This is a genomic window from Leifsonia lichenia (assembly GCF_054780215.1).
The window spans coordinates 873375-893708 of the sequence record NZ_BAAGWT010000002.1; the positions used below are offsets into that span (position 1 = coordinate 873375).

The 20334-nt window shown below is 68.4% G+C and carries 17 protein-coding genes; 5 read left to right on the plus strand and 12 right to left on the minus strand.

Going from position 1 to position 20334, the window contains the following annotated elements; genetic code table 11:
- Positions 1-8 precede the first annotated feature (8 nt).
- From ACYVGI_RS08685 to ACYVGI_RS08700, 4 genes are all read right to left on the minus strand, one after another.
- The gene (locus tag ACYVGI_RS08685; RefSeq protein ID WP_460632204.1) at positions 9-716 is read right to left on the minus strand and encodes a hypothetical protein; all 708 of its coding nucleotides are present in this window, start codon (positions 714-716) and stop codon (positions 9-11) included.
- A complete protein-coding gene (gene rsmH, locus ACYVGI_RS08690; RefSeq protein ID WP_460632205.1) occupies positions 713-1666 on the minus strand; it encodes a 16S rRNA (cytosine(1402)-N(4))-methyltransferase RsmH in 954 nt (317 codons plus the stop codon). Before rsmH ends, ACYVGI_RS08685 begins: the two co-directional genes overlap by 4 nt.
- Before the next feature lie 106 nt (positions 1667-1772).
- Positions 1773-2204, minus strand: coding sequence for a division/cell wall cluster transcriptional repressor MraZ (gene mraZ, locus ACYVGI_RS08695; RefSeq protein ID WP_055895993.1), 432 nt, complete (start codon positions 2202-2204; stop codon positions 1773-1775).
- A gap of 255 nt (positions 2205-2459) precedes the next feature.
- Entirely contained in the window at positions 2460-2849 is a 390-nt protein-coding gene (locus tag ACYVGI_RS08700; protein ID WP_460632206.1) for a DUF3040 domain-containing protein, read from the minus strand.
- A gap of 76 nt (positions 2850-2925) precedes the next feature.
- Here ACYVGI_RS08700 and ACYVGI_RS08705 point away from each other — a divergent pair, with 76 nt between their 5' ends.
- Positions 2926-4041, plus strand: coding sequence for a polyprenyl synthetase family protein (locus ACYVGI_RS08705; protein ID WP_460632207.1), 1116 nt, complete (start codon positions 2926-2928; stop codon positions 4039-4041).
- Between the two features lie 36 nt (positions 4042-4077).
- Here ACYVGI_RS08705 and ACYVGI_RS08710 read toward each other — a convergent pair whose 3' ends face one another.
- Complete coding sequence (locus ACYVGI_RS08710; protein ID WP_055895981.1) at positions 4078-4419, minus strand: Rv2175c family DNA-binding protein; 342 nt, start codon at positions 4417-4419, stop codon at positions 4078-4080.
- Between the two features lie 157 nt (positions 4420-4576).
- On the opposite strand from ACYVGI_RS08710, the gene ACYVGI_RS08715 reads away from it, so the two are divergent.
- Together ACYVGI_RS08715 and pknB are read left to right on the plus strand one after the other, a co-directional pair.
- Complete coding sequence (locus ACYVGI_RS08715) at positions 4577-5710, plus strand: LysM peptidoglycan-binding domain-containing protein (RefSeq protein ID WP_460632426.1); 1134 nt, start codon at positions 4577-4579, stop codon at positions 5708-5710.
- Positions 5711-5801: 91 nt separating this feature from the next.
- Positions 5802-7718 (plus strand): Stk1 family PASTA domain-containing Ser/Thr kinase, encoded by a 1917-nt coding sequence (gene pknB / locus ACYVGI_RS08720; RefSeq protein WP_460632208.1) that lies wholly within the window; start codon positions 5802-5804, stop codon positions 7716-7718.
- An 85-nt stretch (positions 7719-7803) separates the two neighbouring features.
- Here the strand turns inward: pknB and ACYVGI_RS08725 are convergent, their stop codons facing one another.
- The 3 genes from ACYVGI_RS08725 to ACYVGI_RS08735 form a co-directional block, all read right to left on the minus strand.
- Positions 7804-9132 carry a class II 3-deoxy-7-phosphoheptulonate synthase gene (locus ACYVGI_RS08725; RefSeq protein ID WP_157480411.1) on the minus strand — a complete coding sequence of 443 codons (1329 nt, stop codon included), beginning with the start codon at positions 9130-9132 and terminating at the stop codon, positions 7804-7806.
- Positions 9133-9260: 128 nt separating this feature from the next.
- A complete protein-coding gene (locus ACYVGI_RS08730) occupies positions 9261-9950 on the minus strand; it encodes a lysophospholipid acyltransferase family protein (RefSeq protein ID WP_460632209.1) in 690 nt (229 codons plus the stop codon).
- Between the two features lie 9 nt (positions 9951-9959).
- Positions 9960-10910: an ROK family glucokinase gene (locus tag ACYVGI_RS08735; protein WP_460632210.1), complete on the minus strand. Its 951-nt coding sequence runs from the start codon at positions 10908-10910 to the stop codon at positions 9960-9962.
- Between the two features lie 149 nt (positions 10911-11059).
- On the opposite strand from ACYVGI_RS08735, the gene ACYVGI_RS08740 reads away from it, so the two are divergent.
- Positions 11060-12889: an AMP-dependent synthetase/ligase gene (locus ACYVGI_RS08740; RefSeq protein ID WP_460632211.1), complete on the plus strand. Its 1830-nt coding sequence runs from the start codon at positions 11060-11062 to the stop codon at positions 12887-12889.
- Between the two features lie 80 nt (positions 12890-12969).
- On the opposite strand, the gene ACYVGI_RS08745 is transcribed toward ACYVGI_RS08740, so the two are convergent.
- The 4 genes from ACYVGI_RS08745 to ACYVGI_RS08760 form a co-directional block, all read right to left on the minus strand.
- The gene (locus ACYVGI_RS08745) at positions 12970-13815 is read right to left on the minus strand and encodes an NAD-dependent epimerase/dehydratase family protein (protein ID WP_460632212.1); all 846 of its coding nucleotides are present in this window, start codon (positions 13813-13815) and stop codon (positions 12970-12972) included.
- 38 nt (positions 13816-13853) lie between these two features.
- Positions 13854-14345, minus strand: coding sequence for a peptide deformylase (gene def / locus ACYVGI_RS08750; RefSeq protein WP_460632213.1), 492 nt, complete (start codon positions 14343-14345; stop codon positions 13854-13856).
- A gap of 36 nt (positions 14346-14381) precedes the next feature.
- Entirely contained in the window at positions 14382-15704 is a 1323-nt protein-coding gene (locus ACYVGI_RS08755) for a MinD/ParA family ATP-binding protein (protein ID WP_460632214.1), read from the minus strand.
- A gap of 143 nt (positions 15705-15847) precedes the next feature.
- Positions 15848-19252, minus strand: a complete 3405-nt coding sequence (locus ACYVGI_RS08760; RefSeq protein WP_460632215.1) for a pyruvate carboxylase — start codon at positions 19250-19252, stop codon at positions 15848-15850.
- An 80-nt stretch (positions 19253-19332) separates the two neighbouring features.
- Between ACYVGI_RS08760 and ACYVGI_RS08765 the strand changes: the two genes are divergently transcribed.
- Complete coding sequence (locus ACYVGI_RS08765; RefSeq protein WP_055895949.1) at positions 19333-20139, plus strand: ParA family protein; 807 nt, start codon at positions 19333-19335, stop codon at positions 20137-20139.
- The last annotated feature ends 195 nt before the right edge of the window (positions 20140-20334 follow it).

Genomic DNA, 20334 nt, shown 5'->3' on the forward strand with positions numbered 1-20334 from the left:
TCCCCGCGTCAGTGCGTCACCGGGGTCGGCAACGCTCCGTCCAACGGTACGGTCGGCGGTGTCGCCTGCGTGTCCGGCGCGCTCGTGCTGCCGGAATTCTCAGCTTGCGCGCCCGCCGAGGCCGACCCGGCACCGGCGCCGGTCTTGGCGCCCGCCGTCGATCCCGCTGGCGCACCAGTGAGGGGCGTCGCCGTCGCGTTCGCTGCCGGAGTCTTGGCCGCCGCGAGCGGGACCCCGGCGAGCAGCGAGTTCGGGACGAGGTTGCCCTGGCCGCCCGTCACGGTGCCCGCGGCGCCGTTCGCCGGGATCGGAGCACCGAGCACCGCGCCGTCGGACAGGCGCAGGTAGACCGGGTTGCTGTTGGTGACCATCCCGAGCGCGTTGGCATTCGCTGCGAGGTTCTGCGGTGAGGAAAGCCGGTTCAGGTCCTCAGACGCCGCCTGGTACGAACGCTGCAGCTCGGTCTGCTTGTCTTGCAGCGAGTTGAGCTGGTACGCCCCCTGGGAGACGGCGATGCTCATCAGCAACTGGGCGACGACGACGCCGAACAGCACGCCGACGGCGATGATCGCGTAGACGGTGCGCGGGCGCGCCCGACGTTGCGAGCGGGTGGTGACGACCTCGAGGTGACTGGGGCGCTCCTCGACCTCCGGCCGTGGCGCTGTGCGTCCGATCCACCCGATGGATGGGCGCTTCTCGGCCAGATTGGTGCTCACGAGCCCCTCCTCACGCGTTCGGCCGCACGCAAGCGAACAGGCGTCGCTCGCGGGTTCGCCGCTTTCTCTTCGTCATTCGCCAGCTCGGCGCCACGGATCAGCAGCTTCAGCTCCGGTCGGTGCTCCGGCAGCTCCACCGGAAGCCCCGCTGGTGCGCTGGAGGTGGACCTGGTCTGCAGTTCGCGCTTCACGATCCGGTCTTCGAGCGACTGGTACGCCTCGACGACGATGCGTCCGCCGACCGCGAGAGCGTCGATGGCGGCGGGGATCGCCCGTTCCAGCACCGACAGCTCCTGGTTGACCTCGATCCGCAGCGCCTGGAACACGCGCTTGGCCGGGTGTCCCTGACGCTGCACGGCCACCGGGGTCGCCTTGGTGATCACGTCCACCAACTGCGCGGAGCGCACGAACGGCTCGACCTCGCGGGCGGCGACGATCTTCTGCGCGTAACGGGCCGCGAGCTTCTCCTCGCCGTACTCACGGAAGATGCGGCGCAGGTCCGCCTCGCTGTACTCGGCGAGGATCGTTGCGGCGGTCAGCTCACTGGTGCCGTCCATCCGCATGTCGAGCGGGGCGTCCTTCGAGTACGAGAAGCCGCGCTCCACCCTGTCGAGCTGCAGCGACGAGACGCCCAGGTCGAACAGGATGCCGTGTACTTCGTCGATGCCGAGGCCGTCGAGCGCATCCAGGATGCCGTCGTAGACCGTGTGCACCAGGTGCACGCGGTCGCCGAACCTGGCCAGACGCTCCCCCGCGATGGCGAGGGCGTCCGGGTCGCGGTCGAGACCGACCAGTGTGACGTCGGGGAAGCGCTCGAGGATGCCCGCCGAGTGCCCTCCCATCCCGAGGGTGGCGTCGACGAAGACGGCTCCCGGGGTGTCGAGGGCGGGGGCCAGCAGCTCGATGCAGCGCTCGAGGAGGACCGGGGTGTGGATCTGATCGTCGGTCATGATGCGAGAGGACCGGCTCCTGAAACCTGATCCCCATCCATTCGGTACCTGGCGCCGGGGAAGTGCGTCAGGGCGGTATGAATGGCTGGGAGTCGGGCGTCAGGGGCTAGAAGAGTCCCGGAATCACCTCCTCTGTGGTGTTGGCGAATGTTGCTTCCTGCTCGGCCAGGTAGGTCTCCCATGCCTGTGCGTCCCAGATCTCTGCGCGGCTTCCCGCACCGATCACGACCAGGTCGCGATCGAGTCCTGCGTACGACCGCAGGGTCTGCGGCACCGTCACGCGGTGCTGCTTGTCCGGAACCTCCGAGCTCGCTCCGGAGAGGAAGACGCGGAGGTAGTCGCGGGCCTGCTTGCTCGTCACCGGCGCCTGCCGGATCTTCTCGTGCAGCGCTTCGAACTCGCGCTGACTGAAGACGTAGACGCAGTGCTCCTGGCCGCGAGTGAGGACGATGCCGGACGCGAGCTCATCCCGGAATTTGGCCGGCAGGATGATGCGCCCTTTTTCGTCGAGCTTGGGGGCGTACGTACCGAGGAACATCGGTGACTCCCCCCACTCTTCCGGCCAAGGTTGCGGTGTGGCTCCACTTTACTCCACATCCATCCACATTTTCAGCAGATTCGGGAATATTGCCCCGATAAGGGGTCAACAAGCCGCGGAAAATCAGGGAAATCTGCGGTGGAGGGAAGTGGATGGGTTTGGATCAACCGGGCGCGAAAAGGGCACAAAAAAAGGGCCGATCCGAAGATCGGCCCGAAGAAGGGGTGGGCGTGGAGCCCTGTGGAGGGAGGGCGCCTAGCTCTGCCCGTCCTGACGCTTGTCCCAGCGGTCGTTGAGCTTGTTCATGAAGCCGGCCTGGGCGGCTTTGCCCTGCTTGGCGCCACGGCTGGAGGGCGACGGGGTCGCATCCGGGTCCGGCGCGATGCGCTTGCCAGGGGCGATGGCCACGAGGACACCGGCGAACATCACGACGAAGCCGAGGATGCCGACCAGCGGCTGCTGCACGAACACCCCGGTGACGAGGACGGCGATGCCGACCACGGCGATGAGGATGCCGAGCACGATGGAGCGGTACGCGGGTCGAGCTCGCGTGCCTCCGACCTTCGCGACGAAATCTGCGTCGTTCTGATAGAGGCTGCGCTCCATCTCTTCGAGGAGGCGCTGCTCATGTTCCGAAAGCGGCATCCGTTTCCCCCTCTTTCCCGGGTTCGTGGCGTTGTGAGCCTGATTCTAGTCCCGCCGTGATGGCTAGGCTAGGCGTGTGTCAGAAAGCATTCGGTTCGTCGACCTCATCCAGTCCAGAATCGATGGATTCCTCGATGCACGCGCATCCATTCTCGTCTCCATCGCGGACGAACTCTCCCCGATCGCGGCGTACTCCCGGGATTTTCTCAGCGGCGGCAAGCGATTCCGGGCACTGTTCTGCTTCTGGGGCTGGCAAGCCGTCCGTTCGGCGGGGAACGAGGACCTCGAGACCATCACGCCCGGCGGTCCGCTCGACGCCGTCGTGTCCGCCGCGAGCGCCCTCGAAGTGTTCCACGCGGCCGCGCTGGTGCACGACGACATCATCGACAACTCGGACACCAGACGCGGTGCTCCTGCCGCCCATCGGCGGTTCGAGTCGCTGCACGCTGAGAACCGCTGGCAGGGCTCGGGCGAGACGTTCGGGACGGGGGCGGCGACCCTGCTCGGCGATCTGCTGCTGATCCTCAGCGACGAACTGTTCGACGAGGGGCTCACCGAGGTGGTCAGCCCGTCCGCCCGGCGCGCGGCGCGGGCGGAGTTCAACCGGATGCGCATCGACGTGATGGCCGGGCAGTATCTCGACATCTTCGAGGAGATCGGCTGGAGCAGCCAGCCGGACGCCGACCAGCTCGAACGCGCGGAGCGGGTGATCGTCTACAAGTCGGCCAAGTACAGCATCGAGGCCCCCCTGCTGATTGGCGCCAGCCTCGCCGGGGCCACGATCGGCCAGCTCGACGCCCTGCGCCGGTTCGGGCTCCCGCTCGGAATCGCCTACCAGCTTCGCGACGACCTTCTCGGCGTGTTCGGAGACGCCTCCGTCACGGGCAAGCCGAGCGGCGACGACCTCCGGGAGGGCAAGCGCACCGTGCTGATCGCTCTGACCAGGGATGCGATCCCCAGCGGCGCGCGCTCCACGCTCGACGAACTCCTCGGCGACCCGGCCCTCACCGCTCAGCAGATCGAGACGATGCAGATGACGATCCGCGCATCCGGGGCCGTGGACAACGTGGAGAAGCTGATCGCCGACAACGTTGCGCGGGCGATCGAGGCGCTCGACACCGCCCCGCTCGGCGCGCAGGCCAAGGCGCAGTTGCGCGAGCTGGCCGTGACGGTCACCCGCAGGAACTACTGAGCCGCAGCAGGCGAGCGGCGGTCAGGCGAGCGGCAGTCAGGCCAGCGCTTGGGCGACCCTACGCACCTCGGCCTTGCGGCCGGCGCGCAGCGCGTCGATCGGCGCGGTGCCGAGGACTTCGTCCTCCTGGATGAGCCAGTCGACGGCCTCCTCGTCGTCGAAACCGGCGTCGCCGAGCACGATCAGCGTGCCGCGGAGTTCACCGAGCGGCTGGCCGTCTTTCAGGAAGTCGGACGGGACCTTGAGGACGCCGTCGATGCGCTTGGCCGCCAGGTGGCGGTCGTCGATCAGGCGGCGGACCCGGCTGACACCGAGTCCGAGGGAGTCGACGAGGTCGGGGATGGTCAGCCACTCGCGGGCTGGGGCTTGCTCAGTCACCCCTCAAGAGTGCCACGGCCTGGCCCCCGGCGTGAGCGCATCCAATTGTTACGATCATGTAAACTCAAATCACATCCGTCACACTAATTGACTCCTAATTCATTGTGTGTCAGCGTGGAGACTCGCAACACAGCACGAAGGTGGGGGTTCTATGTCGATGATCGACAGTGAGACCAGCTCAGCAACGGACACTCCGACGCGCGCTCAGCGCAGGACGACGCGCGGGATCTTCGGAACCGTGCCCATCGCCATCGCCAGTTCCGTCGCCGTCACCCTCGGGCTCGTGACACCGGCGCATGCAGCGGCACCGAGCGGCGAGGCGGAGCGCTCGAAAGAGAAGGCGCCGCAGAAGCAGGGCGAGAACGGCTCCACCGTGAGCGCCATCGGCGGGGCGCAGAACGCATCCACGGGTGCGACGGCGGTGGCTGCCGCCCCGGCGAGCTACCGCGTGCAGAACGGCGACACCGTCTCCGGCATCGCCGGGAGGTTCGGGCTGTCCACCGCGAGCGTGCTCGCCCTCAACGGACTCAGTTGGAAGAGCCTCATCTTCCCCGGGCAGGTGCTCGCCCTTGGCGGAGGCGCCGTCGCGGCGCCCGTCACCGCCCCATCGCCCGTTCCCGCCGCGAGCAAGTACAAAGTCGCGTCCGGCGACACGATCAGCGGCATCGCCGCGCGGTTCGGCGTCGCGACCAGCGCCGTGCTGAGCGCCAACGGACTCAGCAGGTCCAGCCTGATCTTCCCCGGCCAGCTCGTCACCATCCCTGGGATGACGACGGCCGCGCTGAACACCCCGCACGCGGCAGCGCCCGCACCGCCTCCTGCACCGGCACCAGCCCCGGTTGCGCCGGCGCCCATCCCCGCCCCTGCCACCGGCGCGGTCGTCGCGTTGACCGACGAGATGCGCGCGAACGCGGCCGTCATCGTGCAGGTCGGACGACAGGAGGGTGTCAGCGACCAGGGCATCGTGATCGCCCTCGCCGCGGCCGCCCAGGAGTCCGGGATGCGCAATGTGCGCTACGGGGACCGCGACTCGCTCGGCCTGTTCCAGCAGCGTCCGAGCACCGGATGGGGCTCGCCCGCCCAGATCCTCGACCCGCACTTCGCGGCGATGGCGTTCTACGGCGGGAAGACCAATCCGAACGCCGGTCGCACCCGAGGACTGCTCGACATCCCTGGCTGGACATCGATGAGCGTGACCCAGGCCGCACAGGCCGTGCAGATCTCCGCGTACCCGGACGCGTACGCGAAATGGGAGGCGTCGGCGCGGGCCTGGCTCGCCCAACTCGGGTGATCGGGCCCTGGATGGTCACAACGCGATCACAGCCCGGCCGTTCACGGTGTTTTGCAGGCTTCGCGCAGACCCCTTTCCCTAAACTCGACTCGTGACCACGAGCCAGACCGATCCCATGATCGGCCGTCTTATCGACGGCCGCTATCAGGTGCGCTCGCGGATCGCCAGAGGCGGCATGGCCACCGTGTACCTCGCGACCGATCTGCGCCTCGAGCGCAGGGTCGCGATCAAGATCATGCACGGCCACCTCGCCGACGACAGCACGTTCAAGAGCCGCTTCGTGCAAGAGGCGCGCTCTGCCGCCCGGCTCGCGCATCCGAACGTCGTCAACGTCTTCGACCAGGGCCAGGACTCCGACATGGCGTACCTGGTCATGGAGTACCTGCCCGGCATCACCCTGCGCGATCTGCTGAAGGACTACGGCAAGCTCACCCCCGAGCAGACCATCGACATCATGGAGGCGGTGCTCTCCGGCCTGGCTGCAGCGCACAAGGCGGGGATCGTGCACCGCGACCTCAAGCCGGAGAACGTGCTGCTGGCGGACGACGGGCGCATCAAGATCGGCGACTTCGGGCTCGCGCGGGCCGCGAGCGCCAACACGGCGACCGGCCAGGCGCTCCTCGGCACCATCGCGTACCTCTCCCCCGAGCTCGTCACCCGCGGAGTGGCGGATGCGCGCAGCGACATCTACGCGCTCGGCATCATGATGTTCGAGATGCTCACCGGCGAGCAGCCGTTCAAGGGCGAGCAGCCGATGCAGATCGCGTATCAGCACGCCAACGACTCCGTGCCGTCGCCGAGCAGCAAGAACCCTGCCGTGCCGGCGGAGCTCGACGACCTCGTGCTCTGGGCCACGGCCAAAGACCCCGACCAGCGCCCGAAGGACGCGAGGGAGATGCTCGACCGTCTGGTCGAGGCCGAGAAGGCGATCAGGGGCGAGACCTCGGCCTTCCAGCCGACGATGGTCATGCCTCCCGCGTTCGGCCCCGGCATCGACGACGGCGACACGCAGATCATCAACCCGGCCATCCGGCAGCAGGTCGCGTCCACCACGCCGAGCACCATCGACACCCTCACCGCCACGGCCAAGCGGCGGCGCGGCAAGGGCTGGTGGCTGTTCGCGCTCGTGATCCTGCTCGCCGGCGTCGCGGGCGGCACCGGCTGGTACTTCGGCTCGGGCCCCGGCTCGCTGGTGCAGATCCCGAACGTGGCGAGCAAGACCCCGGATGCGGCGGCCGCGCAACTGAAAGCGCTCGGCTTCGAGACCAAGCTCGGCCAGGAGTACAGCACCACCATCGCCATCGGGCTGGTCTCCAACACCGATCCTGAGCCGGGAGCGTCCGCGAATCGCGGGAGCATCGTCACCCTCAAGGTGTCGCAGGGCCCTAAGCCGATCGACGTTCCAGCCCTCGCGGGGCAAACGCAGGAGAAAGCCACGTCCCTGATCACCGGAGTCGGAGCGCAGCTCGGACCGGTCGCCCAGCAGTTCGACGCCAAGATCCCGAAGGGCACGGTCATCTCGGCCGCGACGGCCGACGGCACCGACCTCTCCGGCGGCGGCAAGTACTTCGAGGGCGCCAAGGTGAGCCTGGTGGTGTCGGTCGGCGCCATCCCGAGCGTTGCCGGCACGTCGGTCGCAGACGCGACGGCCACCCTCAAAGACGTCGGGCTGTTCGCCGAGCAAGGGCCGCAGAGCTACAGCGACACGGTGCCGGAGGGCGACGTCATCCAGGCGCAGGCGCAGAGCGACGGCCCGGTGAAGCCCAACGACACGCTCCTGCTGGAGACGTCGAAAGGCCCGGAGCCCGTCCCCGTGCCCGATGTCGCCGGCAAGACCTGGATCGACGCCAAGAAGGCGCTCCAGGACGCCGGGTTCCAGCTCGACTACGACAAGACGGCGGACATCCTGCCCGGCGTCGCCATCGTCGCGAGCACCAACCCCGCCGCAGGCACCGACGCCAAAAAGGGCTCGACGGTCAAGGTCACCTTCAAGCCCATCTTCGGCTGAAGCAGTCGAGCCCAGGGTTCTTCACCTCAAGCACGGCTTATAAGGTGAAGAACCCTGGGCTCGATGGCGCAGGTGGGGCGCGGGGCTAGCGGGCCGCGAGCTCCTCGGCGACGAGGAACGCGAGCTCCAGGGACTGCATGTGGTTGAGGCGCGGGTCGCAGAGCGACTCGTAGCGCGTCGCCAGCGTCTCCTCGTCGATGTGCTCCGAGCCGCCGAGGCACTCGGTGACGTCGTCGCCGGTCAGCTCCACGTGGATGCCGCCCGGGTGCGTTCCAGCGGCGCGGTGCGCCTCGAAGAAGCCCTTGACCTCGTCCACCACGTCGTCGAAGCGGCGGGTCTTGTAGCCGTTCGGCGTCGTGAGGCCGTTGCCGTGCATCGGGTCGGTGACCCAGAGCGGCTTCGCGTCCGACGCCTTGATGGCCTCGAGCAGCGGGGGAAGCGCATCCCGGATCTTGCCGGCGCCCATGCGCGTGATGAACGTCAGACGCCCAGGCTCGCGGTTCGGGTCGAGCTTCTCGATGAGCTCCAGCATCGTCTCCGGGGTGGTCGACGGGCCGAGCTTGACGCCGATCGGGTTGCGCACCCTGGACAGGAAGTCGACGTGCGCTCCATCGAGGTCGCGCGTGCGCTCCCCGATCCAGATGAAGTGCGCCGACGTGTTGTACGGGGTGCCCGTGCGTGAGTCGATGCGCGTCATCGGACGCTCGTAGTCCATCAGCAAACCCTCGTGGCTGGAGTAGAACTCCACGCGCTTGAGCTCGTCGAAGTCGGCTCCCGCCGCCTCCATGAACTTGATCGCGCGGTCGATCTCCTTGGCCAGGCCTTCGTAGCGCTGGTTGGCCGGGTTGGCGGCGAAGCCTCTGTTCCAACTGTGCACCTGGCGCAGGTCGGCGAAGCCACCCTGCGTGAACGCCCGGATGAGGTTCAGCGTGGATGCGGCGGTGTGGTAGCCCTTGACCAGCCTGCGCGGGTCGGCCTGGCGCGACTCCGGCGTGAAGTCGTAGCCGTTCACGATGTCGCCGCGGTATGCGGGCAGCGTGACGCCGCCGCGCGTCTCGGTGTCGCTGGAGCGCGGCTTGGCGAACTGCCCGGCCATGCGCCCCATCTTGATGACAGGCATGGATGCGCCGTAGGTGAGCACGACGGCCATCTGCAGCACGGTCTTCACCCTGTTGCGGATCTGGTCGGCGGTCGCGCCGGCGAACGTCTCGGCGCAGTCGCCTCCCTGCAGCAGGAACGCCTTGCCGTCGGCGGCGCGGCCGAGACGGTCGCGGAGCTGGTCCACTTCACCGGCGAAGACCAGCGGTGGCAGCGTGGCGATCTCCGCAGAGGCAGCGGCCGCCGCATCCTGATCCGGCCACGTGGGCTGCTGCTTGATCTCGAGCGTGCGCCAATAGTCCAGGCCCTCGATCACAGACTCGTCAGCCAAAACGACGGGATCGGAGGTGTCTAGCACTGGTCTTCCGCTCAGTTCAGGGCGTGCCACGAAATCGGCACGCCGATGGGGTTTCCGGCGCACGGGTCGGCGCCGGGTACTTGAGCCTACCGTGAAAGGGACGCGCGCTTTTCCTTCACGCTACTGGCGTAGACATCCACGTACTCCTGCTCGCTGAGCGCGTGCAGCCGGTACATGATCTCGTCGGTGACGGAGCGGAGGATGAAGCGATCACCCTCCATTCCCTCGAAGCGGGAGAAGTCGATCGGCTCGCCGATGACGATCCCGATGCGCCCGATCTTCGGCAGGCGCGTTCCGATCGGCATGATCTTCTCCGTGTCGACCATCGCGACGGGCACGACGGGAACTTCGCCCTCCAGGATCATCCGCGCGACGCCGGTGCGGCCCCGGTAGAGCTTGCCGTCAGGGCTGCGCGTCCCCTCCGGGTAGATGCCCAGGATCTCCCCGCGAGAGAGCACGGCGAGGCCGGTGTTGAGGGAGTCCTCCGACGCCTTGCCGCCAGAGCGGTCGATCGGGATCTGGCCGGTCGCGGTCATGAACGACTTGGTCGCCCACCCTTTGAAGCCCTTGCGGGTGAAGTAGTCGCTCTTGGCGAGGAAGGACACGTGCCGGTCGACCACGAGCGGCAGGAAGATCGAGTCGATGAACGACAGGTGGTTGCTGGCGAGGATCACGGCGCCGTTCGCCGGGACGTTCTCGAGCCCCACGACCCACGGACGGAAGATCCCCTTCAGCAGGGGGCCCGCGATCAGGTGCTTCATCAGCCAGTAGAACACCGGCTCAGCCTAACGCGCGGTCGCGTGCAACCGCGCGAGGTCGGCCGCGCCGACCACACCGGCGTCGTTGACCAGCTCCGCGATACGGAACTCGGGCTCCGGATGGAAGCCGCGGGCCGGTAGGTTCTCCAGGTAGGCGAGCCTGATCGGTTCGAGCAGCAGCTCACCTGCCTGGGCGACACCGCCGCCGAAGACGAACAACTGGGGGTCGAGCACGGCGCCGAGGCTCGCGCACGCCTGGCCGAGCCAGTCGCCGAGCTGGCGCAGCGCCGCGAGAGCGCCAGGGTCGCCCGCCATGATGAGTTCGCTGATGTCGGTTCCGCTCAGCGAACCCTTGCGCGAACGGACGTCGGCGAGCGTCTGCCCGATGCCGCCCGCATCCGCCAGTTCGTTCGCCATGCGCTGCAGGGCGCGACCGGAGCCGTACTGCTCGATGCAGCCGTGGGCGCCGCAGCCGCAGGGCAGCCCGCCTGGCACGACGCGCATGTGGCCGACCTCGGCCCCGGCGCCGAAGCCGCCGCGGAACAGGCGGTCGCCGCTGACGATCGCGCCGCCGACGCCGGTGCCGATGGTGAGGATGACCATGTCGCTGACCAGGCGGCCCGCGCCGTAGCGGAACTCGGCCCAGCCGGCGGCGTTCGCGTCGTTCTCGATCAGGATCGGCAGGTCGAGGCGCTTCTCCAGCTTTTCCCGGAACGGCTCGTTGCGCCAGTTGATGTTGGGGGCGTAGTAGACCGTCGACTGCGCCGCGTCGATGAATCCGGCGGCGGCGACGCCGGCGCCCGCGATCTCCTCGTCGCCGTCGGCGAGCCGCTCGATCATCTCGACGACCGCGTTCTCGATCTCGTGCGGCTGGGCGGCATCGGTGGGCACTCTGTCCTCGCGGACGATGGTGCCGAGCTCGTCGACCACTGCGCCTGCGATCTTCGTTCCGCCGATGTCGATCCCGATCGCGTGCACAGACACAGCCTTTCGTTGAGTTGCGGGTATGGCGCGGGAGTCGGCGAGCGCCAGAAGACTCACATCCGCACCATCTAGAGTGTAGTTACCCAGTGTGGCCGAAGCCATCTGGCCCGTCTGACGCCCGCCCCGGTACCGAGGGAGTTACCGTGAAACAGTTCGATTCACCCGCCATCGTTCCCGCCGACCCTGAGGCGAACGCGACCGACCTGCTGGTCGACCGCGTCGCCGCCACTCCGGATGCGCCCCTGTTCAGCATCCCGGACGGCGACGCCTGGAAAGACGTGACCGCCGCGGAGTTCCTGCGCCAGGTCGTCGCCCTCTCCAAGGGGTTCGTGCAGGCCGGCATCCAGCCGGGCGACAAGATCGGCCTGATGTGCAAGACCCGCTACGAGTGGTCGCTGATCGACTTCGCCGCCTGGTTCGCCGGGGCGGTGCTCGTGCCGATTTATGAGACGTCGTCCCCCGCACAGGTGCAGTGGAACATGAGCGATTCCGGAGCCATCGCCGTCATCCTGGAGAACGCGGAGATGTTCTCGCGGTTCGACGAGGTGCACCCCGACCTCCCCCTCATCCAGAACGTCTGGCAGCTCCACCTCGGCGACCTGGACAAGCTCGCAGCGTCTGGCACGGGCATCCCGGACGGCGAGATCGAGCGCCGCAGGAACCTGGCGCGTGGCGAGGACATCGGCACGCTCATCTACACCTCCGGCTCCACCGGGAAGCCCAAGGGATGCGTTCTCACGCACGCGAACTTCGTCGAGCTCTCGCGCAACTCGGCAGAGGCGCTGAAAGAGGTCGTGATGCAGCCGGGCGGCGCATCCACGCTGCTGTTCATCACGACGGCGCATGTTTTCGCCCGCTTCATCGCCGTGCTCTGCGTGACGGCAGGCGTGAAGGTCGGCCACCAGGCGGACACCAAGCAGCTCCTGCCTGCGCTTGCCAGCTTCAAGCCGACGTTCCTCCTCGCCGTTCCCCGCGTGTTCGAGAAGGTCTACAACTCGGCGGAGCAGAAGGCCGAGTCCGGTGGACGCGGCAAGATCTTCCGGAAAGCCGCGGCCGTCGCTGTCGAGCACTCGAAGGCCGTCGAGGCAGGCAGCGTGCCGTTCGGGCTGCGCGTCCGCTTCGCGATCTTCGACCGCCTGGTCTACAGCAAGCTGCGCGCCGCGATGGGCGGCCGCGTGAAGTACGCGGTGTCCGGCTCCGCGCCGCTCGGCTCGCACCTCGGTCACTTCTTCCACAGTCTTGGCATCAAGATCCTGGAGGGCTACGGCCTCACGGAGACCACGGCTCCGGCGACGGTGAACCGGCCGGACACGTTCCGGATCGGCACGGTCGGCCCCGCGCTCCCCGGCGTCTCGCTGCGTCTCGCAGACGACAACGAGATCGAGGTGAAGGGCATCAACGTCTTCAAGGAGTACTGGAAGAACCCCGAGGCGACGGCGGCGGCCTTCGACGACGGCTGGTTCCGCACGGGTGACCTCGGCTCCTTCGACGACGACGGCTTCCTCACCATCACCGGTCGCAAGAAGGAGATCATCGTGACGGCGGGCGGCAAGAACGTCTCCCCCGCCGCCCTCGAAGACCCTGTGCGGGCGAACCCGCTGGTCAGCCAGGTGATCGTGGTCGGCGACCAGAAGCCGTTCATCGCGGCCCTCGTCACGCTCGACACCGAGATGCTGCCGACCTGGCTCGCCAACAACGGCGAGGACAAGGACATGACGCTCGCCGAGGCGTCGGTCAACCCGGCCGTCTACGCGGAGATCGAGCGCGCCATCGAGACGGCGAACGCCGGTGTGTCCCGTGCGGAGTCCATCCGCAAGTTCGTGATCCTCTCCACCGACCTCACCGAGGCCAGCGGGCACCTCACGCCGAAGCTCAGCATCAAGCGCAACGTGATCCTGACCGACTTCGCCGATGTGATCGAGGGCATCTACAGCGGCGCCCCCGCCACGCAGGGCATCTCACTGGCCCACTAGCGCCGCCCGCATCGAGTGGTCCCGAATTGCCGCGTCGCGTCGTCGCGCCACGGCAATTCGGGACCACTCGTCGCGCGGGGCTAGACCTCGTCGCGCCAGGAGTGCTTCGGCTCGTAGCCGAGCACCTGGCGCGCCTTGGCGATCGACAGCAGGGTGTCGTTGACGCCGAGCTCTCCCGTGAGGGGCACGCCGGGGAACACCTCGGCGACCAGCTCGTCGTTGGGGCGCGTCATCACGGTGTCGGCCGCCGCGATGATGAAGCGGTCGAATCCGGTGGTGTCCCATTCGAGCGCGCGCAGGATGGCCTGGGCTCCGTCGCGGCCGTCGATGTAGCCCCACAGGTTCCACTTGCGGGCCAGCGCGTCCGCGTCGAAGCCGGGGAACGCGGCGTAGTCCTCCGGGTTCATCACGTTCGAGAACCGCAGGGCCACGATCTTCAGCGCCGGGTCCCACCGCACCAGCTCGATCGCGAGCTGTTCTTCGAGGTGCTTGACCAGGGAGTACGTGCTCTCCGGGCGGGCCGGGTAGTCCTCATCCACCGGGATGTACGGCGGCGGCACGTCGAACGGCAGGCCGAGCACGGTCTCGCTCGACGCGTAGACGATGTTCCGGATGCCCGCCCTGCGCGCCGCCTGGAACACGTTGTACGTGACCCGGATGTTGTTGTGGAAGGTGGCGACATCGCTCAGGATGCCCGGGGCCGGGATCGCCGCCAGGTGCACGATCGCGTCGAAGCCGTCGTGCTGGTCGTTGACGCCGAGGATCGCGTCGATCGTCTGCCCGTAGTCGGTGAGGTCGACCCGGACGAACCCAGGCCCACGCTCCCCCGTCGCATCCAGATTGACGACGGCGTTGCCCGCCGCCCTCAGCTCGCGGACGACCGTGCGCCCGAGTTTTCCTGATCCGCCGGTGACCGCGATACGCATGACGCCAGTCTAGGTGGCGGGCGACCGGTGGCGCGCTCCTAGAACCAGTCGGACTCGCGGACCTGCCTCATCGCCTCGCGCCTGCTGTCCTTGTCGAGACGGTCGAGGTAGAGCTTGCCGTCCAGGTGGTCGGTCTCGTGCTGCAGCGCCTGCGCCATCACACCGGTGCCAGACACCTCGATCTCGTTGCCGTCGAGGTCGATGCCGCGCACGGTCGCCGACGGATAGCGGGCGGTCTTGAACCAGAGGCCGGGGACCGACAGGCAGCCCTCATCCACCAGCTCTGGCTCCCCGGAGACCTCGACGAGCACCGGGTTGATGACGTAGCCGATCTCACCGTCGACGTTGTAGCTGAACGCGCGCAGGTTGACGCCGATCTGCGGGGCGGCGACACCAGCGCGGCCGGGAGGCAGCACGCTGTCCACCAGGTCTTCCACCAGGCCGCGCACGCCGTCGTCGATGTCGCCGATCGGCTCGGACACGGTCTTGAGGACGGGGTCGCCGAACAGGCGGATCTGACGTTCGGTCACAGCGGTCTCCTAGGCACGGGGAACGGGATGCGCGGCTCAGCCGCGTGAGGTGGGCAGGCCCTCGACCACCAGGGCGGCGAGGGTGCGCGCCGACTGCTTGGTCAGAGGCTTGAGGTCTTTGTACGACACGACGGACCCGGCGGCGAGCTGCGGGTCGTACGGGATGCGCACGACGTCGCGCACGCGCGACAGGAAGTGCGACTCGATCTCCTCGAGCTTCACCAGGTTGGTGCCCTGGGTGGCCGTGTTGAGGGCGACGACCGCGTTCCGCACCAGCTCACCGTAGCCGTTGGCCTCCAGCCAGGTCAGCGTCTCGGACGCCAGGCGCGCCTCGTCGACGCTTCCGCCGGAAACGATCACGACCGAGTCGGCGCGCTGCAGCGTGGCACGCATGACGGAGTGGACGATGCCGGTGCCGCAGTCGGTGAGCACGATCGAGTAGAACCGCGCCGACAGGTCGGCGACGACGTTGTAGTCGTTCTCGTCGAATGCCTCGGAGAGCAGAGGGTCGGTGTCGGAGGCGAGGATGTCGAGCCTGGTCTCGTCGCGCGAGACGAGAGCGGAGAAGTCGGTGAAGCCGCCGATGGTCGCGGCCTTGTGGACCACATCCCGCACAGTCGCACGGGTCTGCTTGGGCACGCGCTCCGAGAGGGTGCCGCGGTCGGGGTTCGCGTCGATCGCGATGATGCGGTCCTCGCGGGCGTCGGCCAGCGCCATCCCGAGCAGCGTCGTGACGGTGGTCTTGCCGACGCCGCCCTTGCGGGTGAGCACGGGAACGAACCGCGTTCCGCCCTCGAACTGCTTCTGGATGCGGTGGTCGAGCTCCTTGCGAGCGCGCGCCTTGGCGGAGTCGCCGAGGTTGACCATGCGGAAGGTGACGTTGTAGACGAAGCGCTGCCAGCCGCCCTCCGGCCCCGGCCGGGTGTTGCGGTTGACCTCGAGCAGCCGGTCGGCGGTGAGCATGGCCGCCGGCTCCGGCTGCTGCGAGTGCTCGCCGCGCAGGCGGCCGCGGCGCGACTGCGAGAACGGGTCGGCGGCCGGGAGCTCCTGGGCCTCGTGCTGGGCGTCGCCCTGCGCCGCCGCTGCGCCAGGGATGGTGCCGGTCGGGCCTGTCGTCAGCCGCGAGGCGACGATGGCGACGGACATGGTCGTCGGCTCTGCCGGAGACGCGACGAACCCAGGATCGACCGGGACCTCATCGATCGCGACGGCCGCTTCGTCCTCCGGGACCTCGGGCGCCGGAGCGGGCGGCAGGTCGACGGCGATGCTGAGATTCTCTGGAACCGCGATGGTCAGATCGTCGTCAGGCGACACGAGCGCGCCCGGTTCGGGGCGCTCGGGCTTGAGGTTGTCTGGCACGGATCACATCTCTTTCTGTCGCAGCGAGCGACGGACACAGTTTAGCTGGCCGCCGCACGCAGCAAACGAGTCCGGACTTATTCACGCGCCACGCCGGGCGCAGACGTGAATAAGTCCGGACTCGATTATCTGGGGGGGGTGGGTCAGGCGGGGGCCACGACGACGAGGAGGTCGCCGGCGTCGACCTGCTGGGTCTTCGGGATGGCGAGCCGCTCGATCGTGCCGGCGATGGGGGCGGTGATGGCCGCCTCCATCTTCATGGCCTCGATGGAGGCGACCGACTGGCCGGCCGCGACCGTGTCGCCGACCGCGACCTGCAGCGTGACCACGCCGGAGAACGGCGCAGCGACCTGACCAGGCTTCGCCGTGTCCGCCTTCTCGGCCGCCTTCGCCTCCACGACGATGCCGCGGTCCCGCACGAACACCGGCCGGAGCTGGCCGTTGAGCGTGGTCATGACCGTGCGCATCCCCTTGTCGTCGGCTTCGCCGATGGCTTCGAGGCCGATGTAGAGGCGCACGCCCTTGTCGATCTCGATGACGTGCTCGTTGCCCTGCTTGAGGCCGTAGAGGTAGTCGAGCGAGTCGACCACGGACAGGTCGCCGAAGAGCTCGCGCATCTGCTCGTAGATGCGCGTCGGGGCGGGGAACAGCAGACGGTTGAGCGTGGAGCGGCGCTCCTGGCTGGAGCCTTCGAGGGCCTTCACGTCGGCCGGGGAGAGATCCTCGACGCCGATCTTGACCGTCTTGCCCGCCAGCACCTTGGTGCGGAACGGCTCGGGCCAGCCGCCGGGCAGCTCGCCGAGCTCGCCTGCCATGAAGCCGACGACCGAGTCCGGGATGTCGTAGTTCTGCGGGTTCTCGGCGAAGTCGGCCGGGTCGGCGTGCACGGCGGCGAGGTGCAGCGCGAGGTCGCCGACGACCTTCGACGACGGCGTCACCTTCGGGATGCGCCCGAGGATCTGGTTGGCCGCGGCGTACATGTCCTCGACCAGCTCGAAGTCCTCGGCGAGGCCGAGCGCCTTCGCCTGCTGACGCAGGTTGGAGAGCTGCCCGCCAGGGATCTCGTGCTTGTACACGCGACCTGTCGGGCCCGGCAGACCCGACTCGAACGGACGGTAGACCTGGCGAACGGCCTCCCAGTACGGCTCGAGCGCGTTGACGGACGCGAGCGAGATCCCCGTGTCGCGTTCGGTGTGCGCGAGGGCGGCGACGAGGGCGGATGCGCTCGGCTGGCTGGTGGTGCCCGACATCGGCGCGCTGGCAACGTCCACCGCGTCCGCTCCCGCGCGGCTGGCCGCGAGCAGGGTCGCGAGCTGTCCGCCTGGGGTGTCGTGCGTGTGCACGTGCACCGGCAGGTCGAAGCGCTCGCGGAACGCCGAGACGAGCTTCTCCGCCGCCGACGGGCGGAGCAGTCCCGCCATGTCCTTGATGGCGAGGATGTGCGCGCCGGACTCTACGATCTGCTCGGCCAGACGCAGGTAGTAGTCGAGCGTGTAGAGGTCTTCCGCCGGGTCGAGCAGGTCGCCGGTGTAGCAGACGGCGACCTCGGCGACGGCGGTTCCCGTGGCCAGCACGGACTCGATGGCCGGACGCATCTGGGAGACGTCGTTGAGGGCGTCGAAGATGCGGAAGATGTCGACGCCGGTGGCGGCGGCCTCACGGACGAACGCATCCGTCACCTGGGTGGGATACGGCGTGTAGCCGACCGTGTTGCGCCCGCGCAGCAGCATCTGGATGTTGACGTTCGGCAGCGCCTCGCGGAGTGCGGCCAGGCGCTCCCACGGGTCTTCGCCGAGGAAGCGGAGCGCGACGTCGTATGTCGCTCCGCCCCACGCCTCGACCGAGAGCAGCTCGGGGGTCATCCTGGCGACGTACGAGGCGACGGCGAGCAGGTCGCGGGTGCGGACGCGGGTCGCGAGCAGCGACTGGTGCGCGTCGCGGAACGTCGTCTCTGTCACCGCGAGGGCGGTCTGCGCGCGCAGGGCCTTCGCGAACCCGGCAGGGCCGAGCTCGAGCAGCTTCTGCCGCGAGCCGGACGGCGCGGGAGCGGACAGGTCGATCTTCGGCAGCTTGTCGACCGGCGCGTGCGTCTCCGGACGCACGCCGTTCGGCTGGTTGACCGTGACGTCGGCGAGCCAGTTGAGCACCTTGGTTCCGCGGTCCTTGGACGCACGGCCCTTGAACAGCTCGGGTCGCTCCTCGATGAACGAGGTGCTGACGTTGCCTGCGATGAAGTCAGGGTCGTCCAGGACGGCCTGCAGGAACGGGATGTTCGTGGAGACGCCGCGGATGCGGAACTCGGCCAGACCGCGGCGGGCGCGGCTCACCGCTGCCGCGAAGTCGCGGCCGCGGCAGGTCATCTTGGCGAGCATCGAGTCGAAGTGCGGGCTGATCTGCGCGCCGGGGTTGATGGTTCCGCCGTCGAGGCGGATGCCGCCGCCGCCCGGGGAGCGGTAGGTGGTGATCTTGCCGGTGTCCGGGCGGAAGCCCGCCGTCGGGTCCTCCGTGGTGATGCGGCACTGCAGCGCTGCGCCGCGGATGTGCACGGTCTCCTGGCTGAGGCCGAGGTCGGCGAGAGACTCGCCCGCGGCGATGCGCATCTGCGACTGCACCAGGTCGACGTCGGTGATCTCCTCGGTGACCGTGTGCTCCACCTGGATGCGCGGGTTCATCTCGATGAAGACGTGCTCACCGGCGCGCTCCCCCGCCGTGTCGAGCAGGAACTCGACGGTTCCGGCGTTCTCGTAGCCGATCGACTTGGCGAACGCGATCGCGTCGGCGTAGAGCGCCTGACGGGTCTCGTCGTCGAGGTTCGGGGCCGGTGCGATCTCGATCACCTTCTGGTGACGGCGCTGCACCGAGCAGTCGCGCTCGAACAGGTGCATGGTGGCGCCGTGCGAGTCCGCGAGGATCTGCACCTCGATGTGGCGCGGGCGCAGAACGGCCTGCTCCAGGAACATGGTCGGGTCGCCGAAGGCGCTGTCCGCCTCGCGCATCGCCTCTTCGAGGGCTCCGCGGAGGTCGTCCTTGGTGTTGACGCGGCGCATCCCTCGTCCGCCGCCACCCGCGACGGCCTTGGCGAAGATCGGGAAGCCGATCTCGTCCGCCTGCGAGACGAGGAGGTCGATGTCCTTCGACGGCGGGGTCGACTTGAGCACGGGGACGCCCGCGGCGATCGCGTGCTCCTTGGCGGTGACTTTGTTGCCCGCCATCTCCAGCACGCGCGACGGCGGGCCGATGAAGGTGATGCCGGCCTCGCGGGCGGCCTCCGCCAGCTCCGGGTTCTCGGAGAGGAAGCCGTAACCGGGGTAGATCGCGTCGGCGCCGGACTCCTTGGCGACGCGGATGATCTCCGCGACGTCGAGGTAGGCGCGCACGGGGTGACCCGGCTCGCCGATCTGGTACGCCTCATCCGCCTTCAGGCGGTGCATGGAATTGCGGTCCTCATACGGGAACACCGCCACGGTTTGAGCGCCGAGCTCGTAAGCGGCCCGGAAGGCCCGGATGGCGATTTCACCGCGATTGGCAACGAGGATCTTACGGAACATGGGGACCTTTCGAGCAGGGGGCGACGCCACACAGCAAACGGTTAGGTTCTCTAAGACTAGTGAAGGTAACGTGGCTTCTTGTGCACGTACTCAGCGTTAGTTCCCTCAAGGGCGGTGTCGGCAAGACCACGGTGACGCTTGGACTGGCCTCCGCGGCGTTCGCCAAGGGGCTCCGAACGCTCGTGGTCGATCTCGACCCGCAATCGGACGTGTCCACGGGCATGGACATCCAGGTGGCTGGCCACCTCAATGTGGCCGATGTGCTCGCGTCGCCGAAGGAGAAGATCGTCCGCGCGGCCATCGCCCCCTCCGGCTGGACCAAGGGCCGCACCGGCAAGATCGATGTCATGATCGGCAGCCCGTCCGCCATCAACTTCGACGGCCCGCACCCGAGCATCCGCGACATCTGGAAGCTCGAGGAGGCGCTGGCGAACGTCGAGCACGACTACGAGCTGGTGCTGATCGACTGCGCTCCGTCGCTCAACGCTCTGACCCGCACCGCGTGGGCGGCGAGCGACCGCGTCGCCGTCGTCACCGAGCCCGGCCTGTTCTCTGTCGCTGCTGCCGACCGTGCGCTGCGCGCGATCGAGGAGATCCGCCGCGGACTCTCCCCCCGCCTCCAGCCGCTCGGCATCATCGTGAACCGCGCCCGCGTTCAGTCGCTGGAGCACCAGTTCCGCATCAAGGAGCTCCGCGACATGTTCGGGCCGCTCGTGCTCTCCCCGCAGCTTCCAGAACGCACGTCGCTCCAGCAGGCGCAGGGCGCGGCGAAGCCGCTGCACGTCTGGCCGGGCGAGAGCGCGCAGGAGATGGCGCACAACTTCGACATGCTGCTGGAGCGCGTGCTGCGCACGGCCCGCATCGGTGAGTACGCGGTCGCACCGTAACACTACCGTTTCCGCAGGAGTCTCCGGCCGACGCGCCGTCGAAAACTCTGTTCAGCAGGAGAAGCGCCGCGCAGCGCCCGCATTCTCCGTCCGAACGGAGTTACTGGCGGCGTCGCGAGAACTCCGTCCGAACGGAGTTCGTGGCGCCAGGATTCGAGAACTCCGTCCGAACGGAGTTACTGGCGGCGTGGCGCG

Coding starts and splice junctions, on each gene's coding strand:
- mraZ (WP_055895993.1), bottom strand. CDS start 2,204: ATGTTCCTCGGTACGTACGCCCCCAAGCTCGACGAAAAAGGGCGCATC.
- rsmH (WP_460632205.1), bottom strand. CDS start 1,666: ATGACCGACGATCAGATCCACACCCCGGTCCTCCTCGAGCGCTGCATC.
- ACYVGI_RS08745 (WP_460632212.1), bottom strand. CDS start 13,815: ATGCGTATCGCGGTCACCGGCGGATCAGGAAAACTCGGGCGCACGGTC.
- ACYVGI_RS08760 (WP_460632215.1), bottom strand. CDS start 19,252: ATGTTCCGTAAGATCCTCGTTGCCAATCGCGGTGAAATCGCCATCCGG.
- ACYVGI_RS08715 (WP_460632426.1), top strand. CDS start 4,577: ATGATCGACAGTGAGACCAGCTCAGCAACGGACACTCCGACGCGCGCT.
- ACYVGI_RS08700 (WP_460632206.1), bottom strand. CDS start 2,849: ATGCCGCTTTCGGAACATGAGCAGCGCCTCCTCGAAGAGATGGAGCGC.